Source organism: Paenibacillus tepidiphilus, assembly GCF_008635795.1.
GTDB lineage: Bacteria > Bacillota > Bacilli > Paenibacillales > Paenibacillaceae > Paenibacillus_AQ > Paenibacillus_AQ tepidiphilus.
Map to the genome: position 1 here is coordinate 1 of NZ_VWRQ01000037.1, position 24,962 is coordinate 24,962.

Genomic DNA, 24,962 nt, shown 5'->3' on the forward strand with positions numbered 1-24,962 from the left:
AACGTGCCTACCTTCTTACAATAGGGTTTTTTTTCATTTATGGACAGTTAGTTTATACCATTCGGCTAATGTTAGCTTTTATGCAACGCTAGTGGATTTTCACCACTTAAATTGTCCGTTTGTGCTCGTTAGCGGTAGTCTAGTTCGATTATCGCCACTTAATCATTACGAAAATGATGGCTAGAGCGAATTTTTCCCTGAAATAGATGGCGGAAATCCAACTAGAGTTGGGAAATGGCGCGTTTCGCGCAAAATAAGTGGCGGAAATCTAATTAGCTGGTGCATAGCGGCAATTGTAGCGGCCAGAGAACCGGAACCCGTATTTACCGGTAAAACAAAAACTCTGCACCAACCGCTGAGGGTTAAAGCAGAGCCTGCATTTCCTTAGTCCACAGTTTATTAGTCCTCGAACCCTAAATCCGCCATTCCTAACCGATTCTTATATCTCCCAACTCCGCAGAATTTGCAGCGCCGCTCCCGTCATCGGGCTTTCTTCTCCAAGAATACCCGGGGAGAAGACAGGGTTGTAGTCAGGATATTGATAAATATTCTTCCGGGCGATCTGGACCGCTGTCTGATAGACAATAGGGTCGGCATTCACAAGTGCTCCGTCTACAATGATATATTCCGGGTGAACAGTGTTGATGATATTGGCCAGTCCGATTCCAAGATAAGAAGCGGTCTCCAGGAAGATCTCTCTCACCAGCGCGTCCTGCTGCGCCAGAGCTTCAACAAGAGCAGGGAAGTGAACATGCTCAGGCGGAAGCGCCGACAGCGAGCTTTCCCGCCCCATCCGGAGCTGGGATTGCACACGTTCCTCAAGGGAAGGCAGTGATACATACGCTTCCAAAGCGCCGTAATTGCCCTTAAAGCCCAGTCTTCGTCCGCCGCTCTGAATAATGATTTGGCCAATGGCACCTTCCGTATTCGCAGTTCCGCGCACGAGCTGCCCTCCGGACATAATGGATGAACGTATATTCACTCCTGCGTGCACATACAGCACATTCTTGCAGGCGTCATCCCGAAGCGCCCAATGCTCCGCCAGTAAGGCTGTGTTGGCGCCGCTGTCGAGCTTTACCGGAAGCTGCAGCCGCTGTTCCAGCATTCTGCAAATAGGCACATTGCTCCAGGCATCGGACGGAAATAATTCGTGCTGCAGAATAATCCCTGCTTGTGCATCCAAGGGTCCTACTGCGCCAACGCCTAACCCCAGAATCTGGCCCGCTGTGATTTGCTGATTGTGCAGCATCTCTTGAACCGCATTTCCTACGAGCTCTACAAGGCGCTCAGGCGTAAGGCTCTGATCCATCTCCCAGCGGACGGCAGAGAGCGGGTTAAGATGCAAATCGAACAGACCCAGCGATGAACGGAGACGGGAGATTTCCAGTCCCAGAACATAGCGGTAGTGCGGGTTGGTTTGAAAAAGAATGGGCTTGCGCCCTCCGGTTGATGTACCCAGACCCGACACAAGGATCAGCTGCTGCTCCAGCAGCTCTTCAAGAACACGGGTCATGCTGCTGCTTGTGATCGGGAAATACTCCAGCAAATCGGCTTTGGAAGCCGTTCCGGAGTGGGCGATCCGTTCGTATACATGCTTTTTAAGTGAATGATTAGAAGGATTGGGCATTGAAATTCTACTCCATTTCCAAGTAGATAAGTCGGGATACCTTGAGTATAGCTGATGGGAGATGGTTTATCCAGTTAAGGTTATCGGAATAATGTTGTTTATTTCATAACGAAAATAAGATTTGATGCATAGATGCATATTAGCGCGTTTACAGCCCGGAAATCAATAAAAACAGCACATTATTCTCATATTAACATATACTTTATTCCAAAATGAAATTAACATGCTATACTAAGATAAGATATGTTTAGATAGAAGCCGTGACAGGGTACGGAGGTTAAGCATGAAAGCAAGACAACAGGATTACATGAAGATGATTGCACAGCTGTTTATGGTGTTTTTCAAGCTGGGACCCTCAACCTTCGGGGGCGGATATGCGATGATTGCCGCGATTGAACGGGAAATTGTCGATAAGAAGGCATGGCTGAAGCCGGAAGAGACAGGAGATATGATCTCGGTGGCCGGTTCTGCACCCGGGGGGGTAGCTGTAAACTCAGCCGCTTATGTGGGCTATAAAATGGCCGGGATTGCCGGGGCTGTTACAGCCGTGTTGGCTATAACGCTGCCTACCTTTTCCATTGTAATTATTCTGAGCATTCTGGGCCTGATGTATCAGGACGTGCCCAAGGTGGCTGCAGCCCTAAAAGGCGTTCACGCCGCTGTGGTTGCCTTAATCATTGTAGCCGCGTTCAAAATAGGCAGGGCTTCCCTGCTGGACAAATCCACCCTGCTCCTTGCCGGGAGCTGCGTTCTGCTGCTGCTCTTAACCCCGCTCCACCCGTTATACCTGATTCTTGGCGGCCCCATTGCCGGTATTGTCATTATTGCCGTGAAACAGGCCCTCGGTCGTGCGGTCAGGACAGAGAAGGAAGCCGATCCCCAGAATACGGAATCCGATTATCTCGAATATTACATCTGAAGGTGTTGGTCACATGTTATGGGAATTATTTCTGCTGTTCTTGAAGGTCGGAAGCATCTCCTTCGGCGGGGGCTACGCCGTAATTACGCTGATCCAGCGTGAAATTACCGCGAAGGACTGGTTTACACCCGGCCGGTTTCAGGAGCTGGTCGCCTTGGCCGGGATGGCCCCGGGCTCGATTGCCACGAATACGGCGACGCTGATCGGTTACTCGCAAATGGGTATCCTGGGCGGGATTATATCTACAATAGGCATAATTCTGCCCTCGCTGCTGATCGTTATTGTGTTTACCGCCTTCTTTCTCCGCATGCACGGCAACCGCTGGGTCCGCTCCGCCTTCTATGGACTGCGCCCCGTGATTACGGGGCTGATCGTCTATGCGGCGATTCACTTCGGTGTCGGCGGGGAGAAGGGGACGCTCCTTAGTTGGTCCACTCTGGGAATGGTGTTGATTTGCGCTGCCAGTCTCGTTGCGGTTATGAAATACAAGCTGCATCCGTTTGCGGTAATCCTTTTGTCGGCGGTGGGCGGCATCGTGTTGTTCTAGAGGCCTCTTATCTCATTTCCGCAGACTTGAAGGTGTGACACCCTTGATGGCTTTGAAGGCCCGGTTGAAGGTGCGCACATTGGCATACCCGCATTCCAGCGCGATATGGGTGACTGTATTATCGGTGGAGCGGAGCTGTTCTTCTGCGGCACGGACCCGGATCGTATTCAGATACTGGTTGAAATGCGTACCGGTAAGGCTCTGAAACAGCCGGCAAAAATGAAAGGTGCTCAGATTGAAGCGGCGCGCAGTTTCTTCCAGCGTCAACGGCTGGGAATAGGAAATCTCCAGAAAATGAAGGATGTCCTGCATCATCTTGAGGCGGGAGATCCTTTTATTTTCCCGTACGGGGTCGATGGGAATACCAGGCAGGCTGCGCTGACAAATGCCGCAAAGCTCCATAACCTTGCTCCTGACGAACATCTGGTAGTAAGGCTCGCAGCGTGTCATCTCCCCGTAAATCTCCTCCATAATTCCCTGCATTCTGGTCAAGATGGCCAAGTCACAGCCCTGCTGAGTGAGAAAGTCCGGCGTAATAAAGGAAGAACGGAAACGGATGTTATCGGGCCAGTTCCCGTGATGGCCGATCACGCTGGGCCGGAACACCAGGATAAACACCGTCGATTGCATGCCGGTGCTGTCATAGAAGTGGATATCTCCGCTGCAGCAGACCGCAAGGCCTCCTGCCTCCAGGGTTACGATTTCGCGGTTGATGCCCATCCGGATCACCCCCTCCTGCACCCAGACCAGCTCAATATCGGAATGCCAATGCGCATGGAAGAAGAAAGAATTCTCCTCGTGCTTATACATTCTCACAGGCAGGTCCTCGGGGTATTTCCGGTGCTCATAGTAGGCCTTCATACTAAATCTCCTTCTCGGTGATATGCCGGTAAGACGGTTATACACTCCGGATAATTATAGCATTTATTGTCTGGATGACGCTGGTGTTGGCGGAAAAATTGCAGAGTAATATTCAAAATAAGCAATTATTGTCCGTATGCCGGCAACGGATTACTATCCCGCTGCTTCACGCCGGTCTATAATGGGACCCATATCAATCCGGACAGGATGTGGAAGGTATGGATAGGGACCCATTCAAAGGTATAAATCTACACGAAGACAGGGATCGAGACGAAGATAGGAATCAATGCGAGGATACGAATCAATGTGAGGATACGATACAACACAAGGATACGAAACAATGCGATGATACAAGCTCAAATGAAAGTATGGATCAACGCAGGCTAGAATACTATACGTCGCCGGTTGACGGAACCACGGGCGCTCCGCTAGGCGGCTTCGGCGCGGGAGCGGTTAAATTCTGTGCCCACCAGGGGACGTTCAGCTGCGTGACACAGCCGCCAGCCGACCAGAATGACTATACCGCGATGGGGGCGACGAAGCTCCAGCTGTTCACGGAGAGGCAGGGCCGCATACAAGCGGTGGAGACACTGAAGGCGCGTTTCGCTGACGGCAGGTATGAGGATGACGCGATCTGGCCCGTGCATTCGGTACACTTTGATAACGTCAACGATATTGAGGTACGGTTAACGGCCTTTGCGCCGTTCGTGCCGTTCGGCAGCGATGAACTCAGCTTAATGAGCATGCCCTACGCGTTCTATGAGCTGACCCTGCAAAACCTGGCGGAAACCGCAGTTACCGCCGCGTGCGCTTTTCAACTGGATATCGCCTCGGGTTCGGCAGCCTGTATCCCGGGAAGTGGGTTGACCTCAGACAGATGGTCTGTTATCGCCCGGAGCGGTGATCCGGAAGCGGTGATCACGTCCGGCGGCGGGGATGATTTCTTCCGATCCGGGCTATGCGAGGAACCCGCTGCAGGAACCGTCAATAAAGCAGCCGTAAAAATCACGCTCCAGGGCCACGCCACCCAAACCATCCGGTTCGTCTTGGCCTGGTATGATAACACGGACCCCGAGCGGGCCTACTGTCTGGGATGTTATCCCGATTCCGCCAGTATTGCCAGACTGGGCATGACCCATTTTGACAGCTTGAAGGAGAACGCTCGCAAGCTCGTGGCTGGGATGAGAGGCTCCAATCTGCCCGCCTGGCTGATCAACCAGACCTTGAACACACTGGCCAATCTTTCGAACAATTCCATGTATAAACGGGACGGCCGGGTGGCTTTTGCCGAGGGAGAATGGACCTGCTTCGGTACGATGGACCAGATGTGGCATGCGCGGCAGATCATCAACCAGCTGATCCCCGATTTTGCCTGGAGGGAGCTCCGGTATTGGGCCAGAACGCAGAAGAGCAACGGGCAAATCCACCACGATTTTAACAGCGGTGACAAGGATAAATCGGCTTTGGTCGGCTGGGATGACAGGGAGCATGCGGACTACCGGAACATCGATAAATGGGTGGACCTGAACGCCGGGTTTATCATTTCCGTGTATGAGACGTTTGTGGCGACTGGTGACATCAGGGAGATGGCGTACTTCTGGCCGTATCTCCGGAAAGCGGGGCACAGGATACTGGAGCAGGCGGAACGCTATGGAAGCGCCGAACATCCCTTTACGTTCGAGGACTCCGAAAATTCCTATGATGCGGGCGGTGATCCTAATCCTTACAATGCCAGTCTGTCCGCTGTGGCCTATAAAATCATGATCCTGCTCGCACCGGACAGGGAAGAAGCGGAGACAGCCGCGGTCTTCCAAGCCGCGTACGATTCGGTGGTTGCCTCCTTCAGGGCGCGTTATCTGCAGGGAGAGTTCCCGGCGGGAAGAGGCTGCGAGGCTTATTTTGCCGGTCAATGGATATCGCTGTTTCTGAAGCTGGGGCAAATCTGGACGGCCGAGGAGACCGACGTTGTCCTGGATAGCCTGGACCGGTATTACCACCCTTATTACTGGGGGCTGGGGCATCTGGGAGGCACCTACAAAGAGTGGACGCCCTATCTGCTGACGCATTACGGCGGGCTGCTGTTGAATACGGGAAGAGAAGCGCAGTGGGAGGCGCTGCAGAAGGATGCGTACAACCGGCAGTACCTTGACCGAAACCATGTTTTTAACCATCCGTTGGATATATTGCCGGCCGTGGATCAGCCTGTCTATCCCGCCACACAAATCTCCGGCGACAAGCAGTACATCAGCATGCCCGGTCTATGGAGGAACTACTATAACCTCGTGGGCTGGCACCGTAACCGGGCTACCGGCGAGATCTGGATCGAGCCCATCCTGCTGGAAGAGATGGAGCACCGTATGAACCGGGCGATGTTCGCCACGCCCGAAGGGTACGGGACCATCAGCTGCACGGAATACGGATCAGCGTGGCAGAACAGGCGGATTACTGTAACCTGTGAGCATGAGATGACGGTCAGTGCCATTTATTTAACGGACCATTACGGAGCGCAGGTCGCCGTAACGGTTAACGGCGAGCCGGTCAAATGCAGGCGGACCGGCGAAGGCTACGGCAGCAAGCTGCGGGTCGAGTGGAGCGGCACTATCGGCGGCGGGGGGATTACCGTCGTCGCTGAAGGAGATGCCGGATACATGAAGCCGGCGCTCCCGGCCAAGCCCGCGGCCGGAGCAGACAGCGCCGGTACCCGGGTTCAGCTGAACGCCTATGATTATATGGAAGCGGAAGGCGCTTCGGAGGCGGCCGGCGTTACGATGGTGACCCCGGTAGGCCGTACCTGGTTCGTAACGGACTGCCATAATTTCGATTATATTAAATTTGACAATGTCGAGTTCGGGGAGGTAGGCTCCCGGCTATTCCTGGCCAAGGTGTCCAGCGCGCAGGAAGACTCCAGAATCGAGATTGTGCTGGACAGTGTCGGCGGGGATATCATCGGGGTCTGTCCGGTACCGTATACGGGAGGCGGGCAGGCCTGGGTACTGACGAGCTGCCCGATCAGAAGGACGACGGGGACCCACCATGTCATCCTGAAATTTTACGGTCACACAGAGGACAATCTGCTGAACATCGACAAATTCAAGTTTCTGCAGGATGACGGAAGACTCGACCGGACCGGGTGGAAGGTCAGAGCCTCCAAGGGCAATCTGAATGCCCATCATGTGCTGATGCCGGACAGAACCACCAGTTGGGGAGTGGCGCAGCAGATGAACGGGGATTATCTCCTGATTGATATGCATGCCGTTCAGTCATTCGACAGTATAACTCTCTATCACAAGGAGCAAGAAGTCCCGGCGCATTATGCTGTGTTCGTATCGGATGACGGTGTTAACTTTGGGGCAAGCATTGCTGAAGGTTGCGGTAATGTGGCAAGTCCGGATACGGTAATTAACTTTCAGCCGCAGCGGGCGCGGGCAGTCAAGGTCGTGCTCACTGAAGCGGAATGTACAAGAGCATGGACGGTTTATGAAGTTCTGGTCCGGGATTCCCGGCTTATCACACATAACTAATATCTGGTATAAGCCAGATCTTAAGAAGGTCTCCATAATGGACTGGTGTGAGGGGAAAAAGGCCTAATGTAGGCTAAAAAGCGACTACAATGGACTACCGCGAGGGTAAACGGGCCAAATGTAGGCGAAAAAGCGACTACAATCGCAATGTGCTGGAGTGAGGGGGAATAGGCCTGTGGAGAATGTAGGCGAAAAAGCGACCACAATGGACTGGTGTGAGGGGAAAAAGGCTAAATGTAGGCGAAAAAGCGACCACAATGGGCTGTTGTGAGGGTAAACGTGCCAAATGTAGGCGAAAAAGCGACTACAATGGACTGGCGTGAGGGTAAACGGGCCAGGTGTAGGCGAAAAATCGACTACACTGGACTGCGCGAGGGGGAATTTGCCCAAGTGCGTACGAAAAACCGACCACGAGCTCAAGTCATACTCATAACCTACCCGTGAAGTGGGATGAGCTTAAAGATTAAAAATGTATTACTTTTTGCGACTAACAAAGTAGGACATTATCTCAAAGCTCTCATAATCCATGTTAGCCGCACTGAATTTCCGATATTCGTTTCATCCACCCATTATAAAAGTACTGAGCAAAGAAGCACCTGGCAGCCCTCAGGTGCTTCTTTTGGCGCATCTATACAGGATATATTGAAAGCGGTTACAAAAAATATCGAAACAAATCGATCAAAATCTAACCATTGTAGCATACCCCCTCCATCCGCCCGCCATTAGAATGAGAGCATAGCTAAGGAGGGATCGTATGCTCGCAAGGGTGCTGAAGTACCGCTGGCAGTATGTCATGATTTTACCGGCGGTCGTGCTGCTGTTTCTGTTCAACTATATCCCGATGGCGGGAATACAAATTGCCTTCAAGGACTTTGCGATCGGCTCCTCAATCTGGAGCAGCCACTGGATCGGCTGGGATAATTTCGCGTTTATCCATGACGAGCAGTTCTGGAAGGTCGTGAAGAACACGCTGTACATCTCCGTGCTGAAATTCCTGTTCGGCTTTCCGCTGCCGATTATGCTGGCGCTGATGATCAATGAGCTGAAGCATGCGGGCTTCAAACGGTTTGTGCAGTCGGTCAGCTACCTGCCGCATTTTTTCTCCTGGATCGTAGTGGCCTATATTCTGCAATCCTTCCTGACACTGGACGGGGGGCTGGTGAATGACCTGATCGTGAAGGTGGGTGGAGAACCGGTTTTCTTCCTGGGCACGAACGAATGGTTCCGTCCCATGATTGTCTCCAGCGGTCTGTGGAAGGAGGCCGGTTGGAACACGATTCTGTACCTGGCGGCGATCACAACCATTGACCCGCAGCTGTATGAGGCGGCCAAGGTCGAAGGCGCCGGAAAGCTGGCGCAGATCCGCCATATTACGCTGCCGGGTATTCTGCCGACGATCTCCATCGTCCTGATTCTGAGCATTCCGAGCCTGATCCAGGTCGGGATGGATCAAATCTACCCGATGATGAATCCGGCGAATCAGGAGGTTGCCGATGTTCTCGATACGTATGTGCTGCGCAACGGGCTGCAGCAGGGGTATTTTGGCATGGCGACGGCAGTGGGTCTTGTATCTTCGGTGATCAGCCTGATCCTGGTCCTGTCGACGAATACGATGTCCAAGAAAATCAACGGAGAGGGGCTGTGGTAAGCCATGAAATCGGCTACGCTGGAAAGGGTAGGACAGGGCATTATCGTGCTCCTGCTGACCCTGCTGTGTGTGAGCGTGCTCTATCCTTTTCTCTATATGCTGGCGATCTCGCTGAATACCGGGGCGGATGCGGCAAAAGGCGGGGTGTACCTCTGGCCGCGCCAGTTCACCTGGCTCAACTATGAAATTGTGCTCGGCAATGAGGTTATCCGCCACGCTTATCTGATTACGATTGGGCGGACGCTAATCGGCACGTTCGGCGGGCTTGCGGTTACGCTGATGGCGGCTTACGGCTTGTCCTACAAGCAGCTGCCGCTCCGCAGCGGCATTCTGACCTATATCCTGATCACGATGCTGTTTAACGGGGGGCTCATCCCCTTTTACATCCAGCTGTTCAAGCTTGGGCTGACGAATACCTTCTGGGTCTATGTGATCCCCGGCCTGTTCTCCGTATGGAACATGTTCGTGATGCAGAAGTTCATTCAGGGTATTCCGGAGGCGCTCAATGAATCCGCGGAGCTGGACGGGGCCGGCCCGTTCCGGATCCTGCTCCAGATTATCGTGCCGCTCTCCAAGCCGATGCTGGCTGCGCTGGGCCTGTTCACGGCGGTGGGGCACTGGAATGACTGGTTCTCCGGCGCGTTCTATGTGAGCGACCAGAACCTTATTCCGGTCCAGACCTTTCTGCAGCAGCTGCTGACCGCGCAGGATCTCTCGGCGGTGCTTAGCTCGAACCAGAATCAGGAAGCGCTTGCACGCAGCTCGATGAGCAATATTACACTGATGTCCGTGAAGATGGCTACGGTAATGATCAGCGCGCTGCCGATCCTGGCGGTGTATCCGTTCCTGCAGAAGTATTTTGTCAAAGGCGTCCTGATCGGTTCGGTTAAAGGCTGAACCCGGGTACCTTTTGAGGGTATTAGCAATTGTTCATATACCAATTGATTTCATAAGAAGGGGATGACATCCATGAATATCAGACAAAAAGGAATGAGAAGCGCGGTTGCACTGACACTGGCGGCGGTGCTGGGCCTCATGGCAGGCTGCGGCGGCAACGGCAATAGCGGCAGCAATGGTAACGGTAACGGCGGCAATGCGGCTCCGGACAATGCCGGATCAGGCAACACCGCAGCCCAAACGGCCGGCACCAATACACCTGCCGAGACGAAAGGGTCGGGCAGCTTCAAGCTGTGGCTCGGCTGGACAGCGACGGTCAACAATGACAGCCTGGTACAGGAATACTGGCGGACCGAAGAACCGGGTGTCGATGTGAAGATCGAAGCGACACAGGGGGATGCGGCAACGGCGCTCAATCTCAAGCTGAACACCGGTGGCTTTGAGGATGCGGCAATCTTCCAGCGCAGCCAGGTCGTCGACGACGCGATGAAGCGCTCCAATCTGATTATGCCGCTGGAGCAGTATTTCGACATGCCGGAGCAATATCCTAGCCTGGCGGCGATTCCGCAGGTGTACCTCGATCAGATGAAGGATGAGGACGGCCATATCTGGTCTATTCCTTCCTACTTCGACCTGGACCCCAATGATCCGTGGCCGGGCTGGTCCTCCAATGCCTGGTTCATCCGTACTGATGTTCTGGAGAAGGTGGGAATGACGGAAGCTGACCTCACCACACTGGCGGGCGTTGAAGCCTACCTGGAGAAGGCTTCCGGGCTCAAGGATGATGCTGGTAAGCCGCTGCTGCCGCTCGGCATTCTGACCGACAAGAACGATGAGAATACCGTACTGGCAACCTTCGGTGTCACTGTTGCTTCCGCCGGCGGCGTAACCCCGGTCAAGAAAGACGGCAACAGCTATGTCTTCATGTATGACGATCCGGGCTTCAAGGCGGCCTATAAGTGGATGAACAGCCTTTATCTTAAGAAGCTGATCGACCCCGAAGCGCTCACCGATAAGGGCGAGCGGTATGTCGAGAAGAATAAAAGCGGCCGCTATGCCATGAACGTCGGCAGCTTCTGGAACTTCAACCAGACCTTATGGGAGGTGCTGGACGGACCGACTGCCGCAGGCTGGTTCTATAAGCCGATTCCGTTCCCGAAGGTCGATGGCGTCACCCGGCCCGGCACGACAGGATTAATTAATCCGTATCCGGCGCATGACACTTACATCAGCAAAAACACGAAAAATCTGGACGCCATCCTGAAATTCTATGATTACACGCTGTCCCCGAATCCGGAGCAGAATATGGTCGTCAATGAAGGCCCGGCCGGGAAGTATTGGGACTGGGTTGATCAGCCTTACGGCAAGTGGACCTTCATTGATCCCGAGTACAAGGAGCTGCGCAACTCCGGCGATGCCGCCAAGAAGGCACAGGTGACGCCTGAGCTGTACATGACTTCGAATTACAGCAATAAATGGTATGCGTGGTGGACGTCGGAGAATATCCATGCCGGCGGAGGCAAGACCGGTGAATTCTCGCAGGCGATCGGCAAGATGGGCGGGGTCCGGGTGGCGGAGGATTACGATATGGTCAAGGCCAAGTCCGGCGGCGTCTGGGAGAAGTATGCACCCGAGCTGGATGCAGTCTATAAAGAATACCGCGCCAAGCTGCTGATGGCCGGCAGTGAGGAGAAATTCGAAAAGGTCTGGACGGACTTCACCGCCGCACTCGAAAAACGCGGGCACTGGAGTGAGCTGAAGCAGGAGTGGAACGAGCTGTACGGGGCGATGACTCCATAAGCGGGACTAACGGAGCTTGTCCGGTCCGGCCGGTACCCTGTACACTGTTCTCAACACATTAAGCGGAGCAGTCCCGTGACAGCGGGGCGGCTCCCTTTCCGGTTTCCTACCATGTGATTATCAGGAAGAAGTTGGGAGGCTGCACATGCGGCGCTGGCTGGAAAGACAGATCCTTCGCATGACCCGGACGATGAACCTCCGCCGGAAAATTGTTGCCTTTTACGGACTGGTCGTCTTTATCCCTACGGTGATTCTGGGCATCGGTGCAGGGTATCTGGCGATGCAGAATGTCCGCTCGAACTATATGCTGACCATCAATGAAGCCGTCCGGCAAACGGCACAGAGTATTGATTTCCGGAAGCAGAGCTACGATCTGCTTGTCAACCGGACAGGGACGGATGGAGAGCTGATCTCGCGGTTGTCCCGTACCTATGAGAGCTGGGAAGAACAGCTTGCTTCGGTGAACTACGTGGACCGGTCGTTCCAGGTCATGAGCCGGTATTTGACCGGGATCGAGAATTTCCGCATTTATCATCACAACCCCACACTGGTTGAGGATGGCGGCCTGCTGTGGAAGCCGGGAAACCGGACGCTGCCCGGAGGTGACGAAGAGACCTGGTACACTAACGTACTGGCCTCGCCGTTCGCACTGCAATGGACCGATGTCACCGGCGAGCAGGCCAAGCTGATCGTGTCGCGCAAAATCATGAATACTGGCGGAGACGTATTCGGCGCAGTGTACATGCTGCTGGATTACGGCAGCGTGTTCGGCGAGCTGATGGACCATCCGTTCAGCGGAGAGGGGAGCCTGTTTCTCCTTGACGAGCATGACCATGTGGTCGCCGCCTCCGACCGCTCCGTGATTGGGCAGCCTGTCGCCGCAACGATCCTGTCCAGGCTGAATATCGGGAATGCTAACGGGGATAGCGTCACGGGCGACGGCGAATATTTTGCCGTCCGGCAGCTCAGCGGCGGCTGGAAAATCGCTGCACTGGTACAGATGCGCAAGATGGAGCAGCAGTCCGCGACCACCGTGTACAGCATTGTCGCGATCACCGTGTTCTTCCTGTTTCTCTCGATGTTTCTGGTCATGATTGTGCTTAAGAATGTCGTGCTGCGTATCCGCAAGCTGGGCAACCGGATGAGCGATGTCGCCGAAGGCGACTTCAACGTCATGGTGAAGAGCCGCAGCCGCGATGAGGTCGGCGATCTGGAGGAGATGTTCAGCGAGATGGCCGGGCGGCTCGGCAGCCTGGTCGATATGCTCAGCAGCGCCAAATTAAAGGAGAAGGAATCGTCGTTCCAGGCGCTGCAGGCGCAGATCAACCCGCATTTTATTTATAATTCGCTTAGTCTGCTGCAATGGCGGGCGCTGGACCAGGGCGATGCCGTGCAGGTGGAGGCGATTGAAGCGCTGACGACCTTCTACCGGCTGGCGCTGGACAACAAATCGAATGTGACGCTGATCCGCAGTGAAATCGAGCATGTGCGGGCGTATCTGGACATCCAGCAGATGCGTTATCCGGAGCGCGTCCGGGTGGTGTGGGAGCTGGAGGAGCCGGTAATGGAGCTGTACGCGATCAAGATGATTTTGCAGCCGATTGTGGAGAATGTATATATTCACGGGCGCATTTATACAGTCCCCGAGGCGTGTATTTCCATCTCTGTCCGGCGGGCCGGCGGGATGATCCGGTTTGCGGTGAAGGACAACGGTACGGGCATTGATGCGGATACGCTGGCGCTGATCCGTAAAGGCGAGAAGGCCGGGAAAGGCAACGGCTACGGACTGATGAATATCCAGGAGCGACTGACATTATACTTCGGCGATGCCGGCAGGCTGCGGATCGACAGTGAGCCCGGACAGGGAGCATGCGTTACCATCGAGCTGCCCGCCTGCACGGATAAGCCGGAGCTCTACAGGGAGGGATGAAGAATGCTCCAAGCGCTGATCGTGGACGATGAACCGTCGCATATACAGGGATTGATCCGGCATATCCCCTGGACCAGGCTTGGCTATGCCGTTCCGCTTACCGCGGAATCCGGCGAAGCGGCGCTGCCCCTGTTTCAGGACCACCAGATTGATGTGCTGATTACTGATATTACGATGCCGGGAATGGGCGGCATTGAGCTTGCCGCCGGTGCCAAGGCGCTGCAGCCGGAGCTGCGGATCCTGATCATCAGCGGCTACAATGAGTTCGAATTCGCCCAGGATGCCATAGAAGTCGGAGCGCACGGATATGTGCTCAAGCCGCTGAAGCTGAGCGAGATTGAACGGAAGCTGGCCGCCTTTCGGCAGACGCTGGACAACATCAGGCAGATTCATGAACAAACACAGCAGCTGCATACGATAGTGTCGGATAGCCGGGAACTGCTGAAGGAATCCTTTCTCTATGAGCTGCTGGAGGATGAACTGACAGGGGAGGATACGCTGGCTTCCTGGCGCCATTTGCTGGAGCTTCCCTCCTTAACGCATGGCGTGCTCCTGGTTGCGGCATTATTTGACGGTGATACCTTGCCGACTGGCGATGTTACAAGCAGGCTGATGCTGAATGCGGCGCTGCTGCAAGCCTGCTCGGTATCGCTGCAGCAATTCGGCTTTGTCCTGGCTGCTGCACTGAAGCCGGGCGGCGTGGCGGCAGTGCTCGCGAATCCGACCCCGGATGAGCGCATGCAGCTCGACAAACAAATGAGGTTCGTCCAGGAGTATATGAGCCATACGTATCAGGTAACAGTTACAGTAGGCATCAGCCGGGAGGGGCTGGCCTGGAGTGAAGTCGGCAGGCTGTACCGCGAGCTGAAGTTCACCCTTACGAATGCCCGCCAGGGCGGACAGGGACAGCTGGTGCATGTCGGACGGATGGAGCGCAAGGCGTACGAGGAGCTAAGGGAGCGGGAGAACCTGCTGCCTGATCTGCTGGCGCTTGCGGATGCCGATGAACCGGAGCGGCTGAGCGTGGAGGTAGGCCAAGCGTTTGAACAAATGGAAGCTAAAGCCCATTCGTTCCAATACATTCAGTCCTTCAGCATCAGTCTGCACAGCGAGCTGACCCGCAAGCTGTGGAATGATGTGGAGGCGGTGTCCTTTCTCAGTAACCGCGCGCTGCACCGCTTAATGGAAAGCCAAACCGTATCCGACCTGAAGCATATTGAGCTGGAATACATCCAATCGGCCTATATGCTGGCACGCAAGGAACGCACCCTTCAGCAGCATCATCTGATCAACCGCATCGCCTCTCATATCGAAGAGCAAATGCCGGATAGCCAGACGGTGAAGCAGCTGGCCGACCGGTTCCATCTCAGCCCCGGACATTTAAGTGTACTGTTTAAGAAGGAAACCGGGCAGACCATCTCCGATTTCGTCAAAGGCCTGCGGATGAAGAGGGCGAAGGAGCTGCTCCAGGACCCGATGATCAAGGTGTACGAAGTGTCAGAGCGCGTCGGCTTCCAGACTCCCGCTTATTTCACGTATCAGTTCAAGAAGAATGAAGGCTGCACTCCGCAGGAGTACCGCGACCGTTATTACCGCTGACGGAAAGCAAGAACATAATCCATGCTTAGCCGAATATCATCAATTGGCATGTCCTCCGGCTTGCGTTACATTGGGGATACCCGCAGTGGAGGAAGGAATGGTACACTGGGGAATGAATTATCGAAACCGGAGAGGAAGACTGCATATGTACAAGTTTAAGGACTATAAGCAGCCCGATATGCTGACCCATCATTTGAATCTCGGAGGAGAGAATCCGGCGGGTGAAAGAATCGATGTAACGAGTTTATATATGACACGGGGCGGCGAGCCCTGGATTCCGGTGACGGGTGAATTCCATTATTCGCGCTATGACAGAGCGTATTGGTATGAAGAGCTTTGTAAAATGAAAGCAGGCGGTATCACGCTTGTATCTACGTATGTATTCTGGATTTACCACGAGGAAATCGAAGGGGTATTCGATTTTACCGGCGACAATGATCTGCGCGCTTTCATTCTCGAATGTGCAAGGGCCGGGCTGGAGGTCGTGCTGCGGATTGGCCCGTGGGCGCATGGTGAATGCCGGAACGGGGGGTACCCGGACTGGCTGCTGGGTAAGCCGTACAAGCTGCGCGAGAATAATCCGGATTACCTGGAAAAAGTCCGCATTCTGTACGAGCAGATCTCCGTGCAGGTACAGGGACTCTTCTATAAGGACGGAGGCAATATCGTTGCCGTCCAGCTGGAGAATGAGCTGACGAATGATGCCGAGCATCTGGCCGCCCTGAAGGAGCTGGCTATCGCCTGCGGAATGATTGCCCCCATCTACACCGTAACGGGGTGGAATGCCGTCACCGGCGCCAAGATCCCTGTCGATGAAGTGGTTCCCGTATTTGGCGGATACTGTGAAGCGCCCTGGGAGGATCACCGGAATCCGCTTCCGCCGTCTCCCCATTATTTCTTTACCGGCATGCGCAACGATACGGGAATAGGGGCAGACCTTCTTCCGCAGAGTACCGATGAAGACGGGGACTGGAAGCTGCCGTACGAGCGCTATCCGTTCGCCACCTGCGAGCTGGGCGGCGGACTGCAGGTAACCCATCACCGCAGGCCTATCATCAGCGGTATGGATATTTACGCCATCTCCCTGGTGAAGCTCGGCGACGGCAATAACCTGATCGGCTACTATATGTACCATGGCGGCACGAATCAGATCGGCAAGCTGTCCACGTTCCAGGAGTCGAAGGCCACGGGTTATCCGAACGATTATCCGATTCTGTCTTATGATTTTCAGACCGCCTTGTCGGAGTACGGCGAGGTGCGGGAGCAGTACAGGCTGCTGAATACGCTGCATCTGTTTGTAGAGGATTTCGGGCAGAGCCTGGCTCCAATGGCCCGGGTAGAGGCCGAGCATGCCGTGAAACGCGAGGATACGAATTCTCTCCGGGTTGTGATGCGCACAGACGGTAACAGCGGATATGTCTTTGTCAACCATTATCAGAGACTCACCAGACTGGAGGATATCCGGGGGGCTGTTATTGATACGGGAACCGTTACCTTCCCGCCAATTGATGTATGCGGGGATGTCAGCTTCTTTATGCCGTTCCGGATGAAGCTGCCTGGGAAAGTGCTGAAATACGCAACGGCCCAGCCGCTGTGCAGACAGGGAGATACGTATTTCTTCGCACAGATCCCCGGTATAGCTGCAGAATATCAGTGGGAGGATGGCACCGTGATTAAGCCGGAAGCGGGACTGGAATCGGCCTTCCAGGCAGACGGTGTCACCATTGTCACGCTGACTTGGGAACAGGCGAAGCGTGTGCGCCGGCTGGATGGAGAATTCTATGTAGGCGATGCTTGCGATCTGTACAAGCGGGAGGACCGGATTTGTGCCGTGGAGGAGGGAGACTTCGCCTATTGGATTTGGGCTGGCGGGAAGTTTGAAGCGCAATCCGTTCAGCAGCCGTTCAACGAGCCGGCCGTCACGTTCCAAGAGTTAGAGCAGCCGCCGTTCGAACCTGAGTATGCGGAGGAGCTACATATCGGCGGCGAGCGCAAGCTGACCTGGAAACAGCTCACGGTTACAGGCTCGCAAGGCTTTGTGAACATTGATTACTACGGCGATGCCGCCCAGATTTACGCTGACGGAGAACTGATTGCAGACAGCTATTATTACGGAGAGGTTTGGAGAGTGCCGGCCAGACTGCTGGACGGCAAGCAGTGCTATCTGGTGTTCTCGGAAATCCGCGACGATTTCTACAGGGAGTTTTGAGATAGCGTTGAATGGATGATCCCGTTCACCACTTCCTGGGGCAGCGGATGAGATAACGACGGTGCGAGCAATAAAAGGAGCAGACTACTCTCCTTAAAATGGAAACAGCGACAGCATAGGACGAGAAAAAAGTCCTGTACTGTCGCTGTTTTGGTTGAGCTAATATTCCCCGCCAGCTTAAGCGGGCTGCTATTTATTTTCGAATATGAGTACGGTTCTAGGATTGGTCATGTATTCTACGGAGGATCCCAAAACATCGGATACAAAACGCACCGGGACAAAGGTAGTGTTCTTCTTCAATAACACCGGTGCATCGATGGCAACCGTTTCTCCATTAACATTGGCGTTCTTCTCGTTCACTTTAAAGCGGATCGTCGTGCTTCCTTTGCGGATCGTTACCTCTTTGCTGCTCTGGTTCCAGCTTACCTCCGAACCCAGCCACTTGGACACAAACCGGACTGGCACATAGGTACGGCTCGATGAAATAAACGGTGCGTCGCTCAGTTTGATGGCACTATCCCAGACATAGGCAGTGGTGCTGCCGACCACTAACCGCTGGACCTTCAGTTGAGTAAGGTGACTTCCTTCCCCGTTAAGCGTTCTGAGAAGCTGATAGTTCTTGCTGGTACTCCTCAAATCCAAATAGTTGTAGTCCAGTTGCAGCGTGTATATCAGTGCTCCTGTGTCATAATAGCTCTCGAACTTGAATTTGCTGATGGGCTCCAGATTCCATACCCGATTATCATTGAGGTCCAGGTAGGAGAGGTACTTGAGGGATCTCAAAGGCTCAAGATCGTAAACCAGATTGTATCGGAGATCCAAGCTGCTTAGGCTCGTCAGCTTTTTTAATGGAGCAAGGTCTTTGATCTGATTAGCTTTCGCCTCAAGAGATATCAGACGGGTCATCCCTTCAAGTCCGCGAAGATCCGATATCTGATTGTCTCCAATGTCAAGAAACTTCATGTTAGCCAGTGGTTTAAGCGGTCCAATATCTTCAATCTCATTGCCGGACACATCAAGCTCCGTAATATTCGAAGCATATTCCAAGCCCTGCAGACTTTTAATTCCCCGGTCTGAAAGCTTCACAACCGTTAATGATTTCATATCACTCTGGGTGACAGGTTCATGATCACTCTTGTGCAGGGTTTGCCGGATGGCCTGCTCCAGCTGATCGTCCTGAAAGCTTACTTCCAAGGACGGCTCCATCGATGCCAGCCCGGGCAAGCTGAAGATCATAGCGGTGACCAACAATACCCCCGATAAAAATTTTCTCATTACATCTCAGCCCTCTCTTCTTGGTGTCCATAATAGTATACTTCAGTTCATGGCTACGGGGAATTAACCGCATGGATGTGTTTATCGATCATAAATCTGTCTTGAATGAAGTGAAGGGCCCCAACCGTATCAAATAAGCCGCAGTAAACGAAAAACACCGGGCAGCGAACCTCCAATGAAGAGGAATCGTTGCCTGGCTTATTCTGCTTTGCTGCTTAGATCACTTACCAATAGTTGGATTTTTGCACACTAATTTTGCCTGTTTTATGGATTTTAGAAATCTAATTCGATTATCGCCACATAATTTGGACGTTATGGGTGAGATCATGCTTTTTCGCCCCTATTAAGTAACTGTTATCTAACTAGACTGCTGATAAACACAATAAAGCTACAATTAAGTGGCGATTTTCCAACTGCGGTGTGCGAACAGGGTCTGCTTTCTTTCATCATAACTAAAATAGAGCCGGCTGCCGGGGAATGCTACAGCAAATATCGGCAGTCACCCGGAATTTGTCGGACCGGGGGCAACCGGAAGTCGGTATGTTTTATTGCTGCACTGTTAATTGATTCGTCATCAAGTATTTGACCGGGAACATTTCTCTCAAGAGCTAGTCCTGCATAATCAGTATTCTGCCGTTGACCGGGTTGAAGATTTCCCGGCGGATGCCTTCCTCATAGAATGACAATACCTGCTGTTCCCGCTGCCGCATCGCCTCGCTTAACCGGTCATGCGACTCCGGGAACCCCGTCACCAAGTCATTGACGAACCTGAAACTAAGCGCCAACAAGGCAGTTCCACCATCATGTTCATGAATCAAAGCCAGGGCAAGGCCGCCCTGTAAATCCGCTTCATCCCATGATCTGTTCTATATGAACGTTATGTATTTTCTGAAGATCAATAAACTCCTGATCATCCAGTACAACGAGCGGCCGGGAGGGGTAATTGACGTTGGTCAGCAGGATCTTTCCTTTTCGCTGATTGGACAAAAGCACCTCGCAGCCGATCTGTCTGGAGAGCAGCATGTCGAGCAGGGTCAGCCCGATGACGGAGTCGAACCGGTTCAGGATAATCTGCTTATGGATTTCCTCAATAACTTCAAAAGAAGGAACGGCGGACCGGTAAGGACGTTCAGAAATCAGGGCTACGTATACATCGGCCAATGCGACGATTTTGCTTAATTTATCGATCTGGTCTCCCTTTAAGCCGTGCGGATATCCGCTGCCGTCCTCCCGTTCATGATGCTGGAGGGCTACCAGTGCCACCCGGGGATCTGCCTCTGATTGCTGCAGGAGCTCATATCCGAAATGGGTATGCTGCTTCATGATCGCATATTCCTGGGAATCCAGACGCCCGCTCTTACTGAGGATGGAGGAGGGGAGCTTCACCATGCCGATATCATAGAGCGTGGCTGCTGTCGTCAGCAGGGTCTGCTCATGCTTGCTCAACCCGAGCCGCTGGCCTAGCGATGTCGCGACAACGGCAACGCCGATGCAGTGCTGATGCCGGTAATCGCCTTTATCCTTCAGTGCGGAGAACACCTGAAACAAATTGTATCTTTTTGCGGTTTCTTCTATGTAAGGCAGCACTTTGTCTTCGACTTCTGCGATGGGGACAATTCCGCTATGCTGCACGAAGCTGTTAATGTCGTTCAGGTATTTCTCGGCCTGCTTTACACGGGGATGGAGCGGCTGCGGAGCAAGGTCGGGAGCTTCGGAGCTGTCGATATCGACAGCCTGGACCTCGTCTGTACGGATTTTGAAGTTAGCCAGCTTCATAATGTGGCTCTCCAGCAGGAGGGTCTCTTTGGCGATCAATAAAACACCGGTGGTGTCATAAATGTTATTCAGTAAACGTTTTCCGATCAATGACCGGTAATCGTCAGCCAGCATCTTAAGCAATACCTCCCCTAAATATCATTGGTAAGTTCCCAGGAGAATCATTATGGACCTGCGGGTGCCCTGACTGGTTAGTTATAAATCTATAACGGCAAGAATTACATCCTGAATTAGCCGGACCATAAAAGTTGATTCTTAAGCATTAACCCCATGGCTCCATGCGCAATCGTTGCGAAAGCCGGCAAATTTGTCTGTTGGCCTTTCAGCACTAGTGTTCGGAAGCCAATAAGCCTATCGAATGCATAAATTGCCCAGCTACGGCAAATACCAACAGAAGGAGGTGCCGCATGACACAGCAATCGACAGCCAGTAAGCAAGAGCATCAGAAAACAGAAAGACTTCACCCGCAGCTTGCGCTGAATGTCGAGCGGATGCAGCGCGAGTTCCTGAACTGTTCAGATATTATGTTCCGCAAGTGCAGCGTCGGCGGAATGGACCGGGCGGTGCTGATTTATGTAGACGGGATGTGCGATGTCCAGGCTGTAGATGAATTTGTGCTGCGGCCGCTGCTGAAGCATTTCAGCCGAAGCTTGCCCAAGGCTGAAGGTGACGAAGAGGAGCTTAGAGAGAGCTTTATTCCGACGCTGAAAATCCGGCCCGTGGCAGAAACACAGGAGGTCATTAAAGCGGTTCTGCGCGGTGAAACGGCAGTCTTCACGGAGGGCAACGCCTTTGCGCTGCTGGCTGATCTGGTCAAAATGGAGCAGCGTTCGATTGAGGAGGCTACCTCGGAGAAGGTCGTCCGCGGTCCGCGGGATGCGTTCATGGAATCGCTGTCGACCAATACCTCCCTGCTGCGGCGGCGTATCCGTTCCTCCAGCTTGAAGCTGGAGAGTATGACACTGGGCAGCTTGACCGAAACGGATATCGTTATCGGCTACATGGAAGGTATCGCCAAGGATAGTCTGGTCGATGAGGTAAAGGCCCGTCTGCAAAAAATCAAGCTCGACGGGATCATTCATTCCAGCAATATCGAGGAGTATATTGAGGACAATACCTTCTCACCTTTTCCGCAAATTCAGAATACCGAGCGGCCAGACGTAGCAGTCTCCAGTCTGCTTGAAGGCAAGGTCATTATTATTACAAGCAATACACCGTTTGTACTGATTGTTCCGATGACCTATTGGTCCGGCCTGCAGGCGGTAGATGATTATACTGACAGATTTATGTACGCGACCTTTGTGCGCTGGATCCGGTATACCTTTGTGCATATTTCACTTTTGCTGCCCTCGCTCTATGTGGCCTTGACCACTTATCATTTGCAGGTGATCCCGACGCCGCTGGTGGTCAGCATTGCTTCTGCCAGAGAAGGCGTTCCGCTGCCGGCCGTGATCGAGGCGCTAATTATGGAGTTTATCTTTGAAGGGCTGCGCGAGGCCGGAATCCGGCTGCCCCAGCAGGTGGGACCTGCGGTCAGCATTGCCGGAGCGCTCGTCATCGGACAGGCGGTTGTGGCTGCGGGCATCATCTCCACACCGATGGTCATTATCGTCTCCCTGACGGGAATCGCATCCTTTGCCTTCCCGCTGTATAACCTGGGAACAGCCTACCGGATGCTCCGTTTTCCGCTTTTGATCGTAGCCGGAGTTCTCGGCTTTTATGGAATTGTGTTATTCCTGATCCTGCTATCGGTGCATATGGTCACCTTGAAGCCCTTCGGCGTGCCTTATATGGCGCCTTATGCGCCAATGTCACCTGGCAATCTGGGCGACGTGCTTGTGCGTGCGCCCAAATACAAAATGCGCAGGCTGATGCCTTGGCTGGCCAAGGGCAAGACGGAACGGTTCCCCAAACGCAGCAAATAAAGAACGGGCAGGAAAGGAACGTTGGCGCATGTTCAGGAGAATGACATTCATATTCCTCGTCTTATCGCTGACCCTGACTGGATGCTGGGACCGTCAGGAGCTGAACGATCAGGCGATTGTACTGGGCTGGGGCATGGATCTGGTGGAGAAAGGAAAATACCTTGCAACCGCCAACCTGGTGCTTCCGCTTGCTTCCGAATCGGGAGGGCAGCAGGGTGGAGAGCAGGGCGGCCGTTCCAGCTTCATGACAGAAAGCGCCTACGGCCGGAATAACCGGGATGCCGAGCAGAATATGCAGAGAAAGCTGTCACGGGTGCTTTTTCCCGGACACCGGCGGAATATCTTTATCGGGGAGAAGCTGGCAGAGCATGGAGTGTTCTCGATTATGGACGAGTACAGCCGAAGCCCGATGGTCCGCCCGCGGGCGAATATGTTTGTCGTCAAGGGCGGGACGGCCCAGGAGGTAATGAGTCTTGCTTACCAGCTGGAGACCAATCCGGCCATCGCAATGCAGAAAATTCAGGAGAAAAGCGGGGCGCCGATCAGCCGCTCCCTGCTGGACTTCTATATTATGACCAACGGGACCGGGTGCGGAATAATGCCTGCGATCACGATCTTGTCGCCGGAAGTGAAGACAGACAAAAAGAGTAAAAATGACAGCCCGCCGCAGACGACGCTCGGTTTATATGGGGCGGCTATATTTAACAGCGGGCTGAGGCTGGCCGGGTACCTCAACTATGATGAGTACTGGGTGAGACTGTGGCTTGCGGATAAGCTGGCCTTCAGGAATTTTACTGCGCTGGTCAATGCTGCGGATGCCGACCCATCCGGCGGGAATGCGGCCGATGCGGTATCGGGAGCAACCAAAGGCCAGACTGTAAGTGTCAATGTGGACTCTTTCCATAGACAAATCACACCTATGTTTCAAGGGGATCTGCCCAGGTTTCGGATCACGCTGGAGGGCAAAGGATATATCGAAGAGAACAACTCACCGCTGGATCTGTCCAAACCGGCAAATGTACAGAAGGTGGAGACCCGGATGAACCAATATGTAGAGCAGCAAGTGGAGCGGGTGGTTGCAAAAGTGCAGAAGGATTTCAAATGCGACATTCTGGAGCTGGGAGAAACCCTTCACCACCGCCATCCCTACCGCTGGAAGAAGCTTGCCGCCGATTGGGAGACGCTCTTTCCCGAAATCGAACTGGACATCGCAGTGAAGCTTGATATCACAGGAACAGGGACTACGTCAAAATCCCTGCTGCCCACCAGAGACGGTGGTGAGAAGTAAATGAACATCAGCAACCGGCAGCTGTTCTGGATCTTTATGATGCTGGAGATCGGGATCAACCTGCTGATCTCGATGACGCCGACGATTCTGAGCGCCAAGCAGGATGCCTGGATTTCGTATATTATAGCCGGATTTATGGCGCTGCTCATCACCTATTCAGCGGCGAAGCTCAGCTCCCGTTATCCCCGGCAGACGCTAATCGAGTTCAGTGTGTCCATTCTGGGAAAATGGGCCGGCAAGCTCATTGTCATTCCGTTTCTGCTGCAATGGGTCTGGGTCATGAGCCTGATCCTGCGGGACGAGTATTTGTTCATCCGGCTAAGTGTACTATATAAGACCCCTGCCTGGGTCGTTATTGGAACAATGCTTGCAGTGGTGTTATACACTGTGCACCACGGGGGGATTGAGGCGATTGGCAGAGTCAGTGAGCTCTGGGGGCCGATTCTGATGATCATTCTTGCGCTCACCTTCGGTTTAACCGTGAATAATCTGAACTGGAGTCTGCTGCTCCCCGTTTATGCGGATTCCGGTCTAGGACCGATTATGGAAGGTTCGCTGGCCCCGCTTTCGCTGCTCGGCGAAGTCACCCTGCTGATGATGCTGTTCCCGTTCGTGGAGCGTCCCGGAGCCGGAACACGCAAGGCGCTGCTGCTGGGAGTCGCGTTGTCCTCGTTCACCCTGCTGCTCGGCGTGCTGTGGGTAATGATGACCTTCGGCCCGGCGGTAGGCGGGCGGCTGCAATTCCCCTTTTTCGAGATGGTCAAGCTGGTCTACCTGATGGAATTTATTCAGAACATGGACATTTTTGTCATGGCCGTCTGGCTGGTCTGCATCTTCGTCAAGCTGTCCATCTATATGTTCGCCGCCAGCTACGGCGTGGCCCAGTGGATCGGAAGAGCCGGCAGCTGGAAAAGGGTTCTTTGGGTCCTGGCCGCCGTCTCGTTCATCCTCACGATGGTGGTGATCACTTTGAATCCCCCGGCCGGACTGCTGCTGAAGGATGTATGGATCCGTTATGTGCTGCCGGTGAATTTGGTGGGGATTCCATTGTTGCTGCTGGTGGTTTCATATGTGAAAGAAAAAGTGAAAGGACAGACATAAAGTTAAGACCGCATGGAGCTCATTGGAAATGAGCCCATG

General features: G+C 53.6%; 17 protein-coding genes. 12 read left to right on the forward strand and 5 right to left on the reverse strand.

Annotated elements, in window-relative coordinates; all coding sequences use genetic code 11:
- Window positions 1–439: 439 nt before the first annotated feature.
- Complete coding sequence (locus F1379_RS28310) at window positions 440–1,627, reverse strand: ROK family protein (protein WP_150275822.1); 1,188 nt, start codon at window positions 1,625–1,627, stop codon at window positions 440–442.
- 283 nt (window positions 1,628–1,910) lie between these two features.
- Between F1379_RS28310 and F1379_RS28315 the strand changes: the two genes are divergently transcribed.
- Both F1379_RS28315 and F1379_RS28320 read left to right on the forward strand, forming a co-directional pair.
- A complete protein-coding gene (locus tag F1379_RS28315; RefSeq protein ID WP_150275823.1) occupies window positions 1,911–2,546 on the forward strand; it encodes a chromate transporter in 636 nt (211 codons plus the stop codon).
- 13 nt (window positions 2,547–2,559) lie between these two features.
- Window positions 2,560–3,093, forward strand: a complete 534-nt coding sequence (locus F1379_RS28320) for a chromate transporter (protein WP_150275824.1) — start codon at window positions 2,560–2,562, stop codon at window positions 3,091–3,093.
- A 12-nt stretch (window positions 3,094–3,105) separates the two neighbouring features.
- Here the strand turns inward: F1379_RS28320 and F1379_RS28325 are convergent, their stop codons facing one another.
- Window positions 3,106–3,954: an AraC family transcriptional regulator gene (locus F1379_RS28325; RefSeq protein ID WP_150275825.1), complete on the reverse strand. Its 849-nt coding sequence runs from the start codon at window positions 3,952–3,954 to the stop codon at window positions 3,106–3,108.
- Window positions 3,955–4,322: 368 nt separating this feature from the next.
- Here F1379_RS28325 and F1379_RS28330 point away from each other — a divergent pair, with 368 nt between their 5' ends.
- The 7 genes from F1379_RS28330 (at window position 4,323) to F1379_RS28360 (ending at window position 17,558) form a co-directional block, all read left to right on the forward strand.
- On the forward strand, window positions 4,323–7,475 hold the full coding sequence (locus F1379_RS28330) for a carbohydrate-binding protein (protein WP_162551306.1): 3,153 nt from the start codon (window positions 4,323–4,325) through the stop codon (window positions 7,473–7,475).
- Between the two features lie 754 nt (window positions 7,476–8,229).
- The gene (locus F1379_RS28335) at window positions 8,230–9,123 is read left to right on the forward strand and encodes an ABC transporter permease (RefSeq protein WP_150275827.1); all 894 of its coding nucleotides are present in this window, start codon (window positions 8,230–8,232) and stop codon (window positions 9,121–9,123) included.
- Window positions 9,124–9,126: 3 nt separating this feature from the next.
- Window positions 9,127–10,020: a carbohydrate ABC transporter permease gene (locus F1379_RS28340; protein ID WP_150275828.1), complete on the forward strand. Its 894-nt coding sequence runs from the start codon at window positions 9,127–9,129 to the stop codon at window positions 10,018–10,020.
- A gap of 72 nt (window positions 10,021–10,092) precedes the next feature.
- A complete protein-coding gene (locus F1379_RS28345) occupies window positions 10,093–11,820 on the forward strand; it encodes a type 2 periplasmic-binding domain-containing protein (protein WP_203457191.1) in 1,728 nt (575 codons plus the stop codon).
- Between the two features lie 145 nt (window positions 11,821–11,965).
- Window positions 11,966–13,750: a cache domain-containing sensor histidine kinase gene (locus F1379_RS28350; protein WP_150275829.1), complete on the forward strand. Its 1,785-nt coding sequence runs from the start codon at window positions 11,966–11,968 to the stop codon at window positions 13,748–13,750.
- Window positions 13,751–13,753: 3 nt separating this feature from the next.
- Window positions 13,754–15,349 carry a response regulator gene (locus F1379_RS28355; RefSeq protein WP_150275830.1) on the forward strand — a complete coding sequence of 532 codons (1,596 nt, stop codon included), beginning with the start codon at window positions 13,754–13,756 and terminating at the stop codon, window positions 15,347–15,349.
- A gap of 145 nt (window positions 15,350–15,494) precedes the next feature.
- Entirely contained in the window at window positions 15,495–17,558 is a 2,064-nt protein-coding gene (locus F1379_RS28360; RefSeq protein ID WP_162551307.1) for a beta-galactosidase, read from the forward strand.
- Between the two features lie 189 nt (window positions 17,559–17,747).
- Here the strand turns inward: F1379_RS28360 and F1379_RS28365 are convergent, their stop codons facing one another.
- The 3 genes from F1379_RS28365 to F1379_RS28375 form a co-directional block, all read right to left on the reverse strand.
- On the reverse strand, window positions 17,748–18,833 hold the full coding sequence (locus F1379_RS28365; protein ID WP_150275832.1) for a stalk domain-containing protein: 1,086 nt from the start codon (window positions 18,831–18,833) through the stop codon (window positions 17,748–17,750).
- A gap of 608 nt (window positions 18,834–19,441) precedes the next feature.
- Entirely contained in the window at window positions 19,442–19,621 is a 180-nt protein-coding gene (locus F1379_RS28370) for a hypothetical protein (protein WP_150275833.1), read from the reverse strand.
- Between the two features lie 61 nt (window positions 19,622–19,682).
- Complete coding sequence (locus F1379_RS28375) at window positions 19,683–20,723, reverse strand: HD-GYP domain-containing protein (RefSeq protein ID WP_150275834.1); 1,041 nt, start codon at window positions 20,721–20,723, stop codon at window positions 19,683–19,685.
- Window positions 20,724–21,016: 293 nt separating this feature from the next.
- Here F1379_RS28375 and F1379_RS28380 point away from each other — a divergent pair, with 293 nt between their 5' ends.
- Genes F1379_RS28380 through F1379_RS28390 form a run of 3 tightly spaced genes read left to right on the forward strand, consistent with a single transcriptional unit; the run spans window position 21,017 to window position 24,923 of the window.
- Window positions 21,017–22,534, forward strand: coding sequence for a spore germination protein (locus F1379_RS28380; RefSeq protein WP_150275835.1), 1,518 nt, complete (start codon window positions 21,017–21,019; stop codon window positions 22,532–22,534).
- A 40-nt stretch (window positions 22,535–22,574) separates the two neighbouring features.
- Window positions 22,575–23,822, forward strand: a complete 1,248-nt coding sequence (locus F1379_RS28385; RefSeq protein WP_162551308.1) for a Ger(x)C family spore germination protein — start codon at window positions 22,575–22,577, stop codon at window positions 23,820–23,822.
- Entirely contained in the window at window positions 23,823–24,923 is a 1,101-nt protein-coding gene (locus tag F1379_RS28390) for a GerAB/ArcD/ProY family transporter (protein WP_150275837.1), read from the forward strand. It abuts the gene before it with no gap.
- Window positions 24,924–24,962 lie beyond the last annotated feature (39 nt).

Bases quoted from the DNA above. Each gene is read 5' to 3' on its own strand.
- F1379_RS28365 (WP_150275832.1), bottom strand. From the start codon at position 18,833: ATGAGAAAATTTTTATCGGGGGTATTGTTGGTCACCGCTATGATCTTC.
- F1379_RS28385 (WP_162551308.1), top strand. From the start codon at position 22,575: ATGACATTCATATTCCTCGTCTTATCGCTGACCCTGACTGGATGCTGG.
- F1379_RS28375 (WP_150275834.1), bottom strand. From the start codon at position 20,723: ATGCTGGCTGACGATTACCGGTCATTGATCGGAAAACGTTTACTGAAT.
- F1379_RS28325 (WP_150275825.1), bottom strand. From the start codon at position 3,954: ATGAAGGCCTACTATGAGCACCGGAAATACCCCGAGGACCTGCCTGTG.
- F1379_RS28340 (WP_150275828.1), top strand. From the start codon at position 9,127: ATGAAATCGGCTACGCTGGAAAGGGTAGGACAGGGCATTATCGTGCTC.
- F1379_RS28330 (WP_162551306.1), top strand. From the start codon at position 4,323: ATGGATCAACGCAGGCTAGAATACTATACGTCGCCGGTTGACGGAACC.
- F1379_RS28335 (WP_150275827.1), top strand. From the start codon at position 8,230: ATGCTCGCAAGGGTGCTGAAGTACCGCTGGCAGTATGTCATGATTTTA.
- F1379_RS28315 (WP_150275823.1), top strand. From the start codon at position 1,911: ATGAAAGCAAGACAACAGGATTACATGAAGATGATTGCACAGCTGTTT.
- F1379_RS28350 (WP_150275829.1), top strand. From the start codon at position 11,966: ATGCGGCGCTGGCTGGAAAGACAGATCCTTCGCATGACCCGGACGATG.
- F1379_RS28360 (WP_162551307.1), top strand. From the start codon at position 15,495: ATGTACAAGTTTAAGGACTATAAGCAGCCCGATATGCTGACCCATCAT.
- F1379_RS28390 (WP_150275837.1), top strand. From the start codon at position 23,823: ATGAACATCAGCAACCGGCAGCTGTTCTGGATCTTTATGATGCTGGAG.
- F1379_RS28345 (WP_203457191.1), top strand. From the start codon at position 10,093: ATGAATATCAGACAAAAAGGAATGAGAAGCGCGGTTGCACTGACACTG.
- F1379_RS28310 (WP_150275822.1), bottom strand. From the start codon at position 1,627: ATGCCCAATCCTTCTAATCATTCACTTAAAAAGCATGTATACGAACGG.
- F1379_RS28355 (WP_150275830.1), top strand. From the start codon at position 13,754: ATGCTCCAAGCGCTGATCGTGGACGATGAACCGTCGCATATACAGGGA.
- F1379_RS28320 (WP_150275824.1), top strand. From the start codon at position 2,560: ATGTTATGGGAATTATTTCTGCTGTTCTTGAAGGTCGGAAGCATCTCC.
- F1379_RS28380 (WP_150275835.1), top strand. From the start codon at position 21,017: ATGACACAGCAATCGACAGCCAGTAAGCAAGAGCATCAGAAAACAGAA.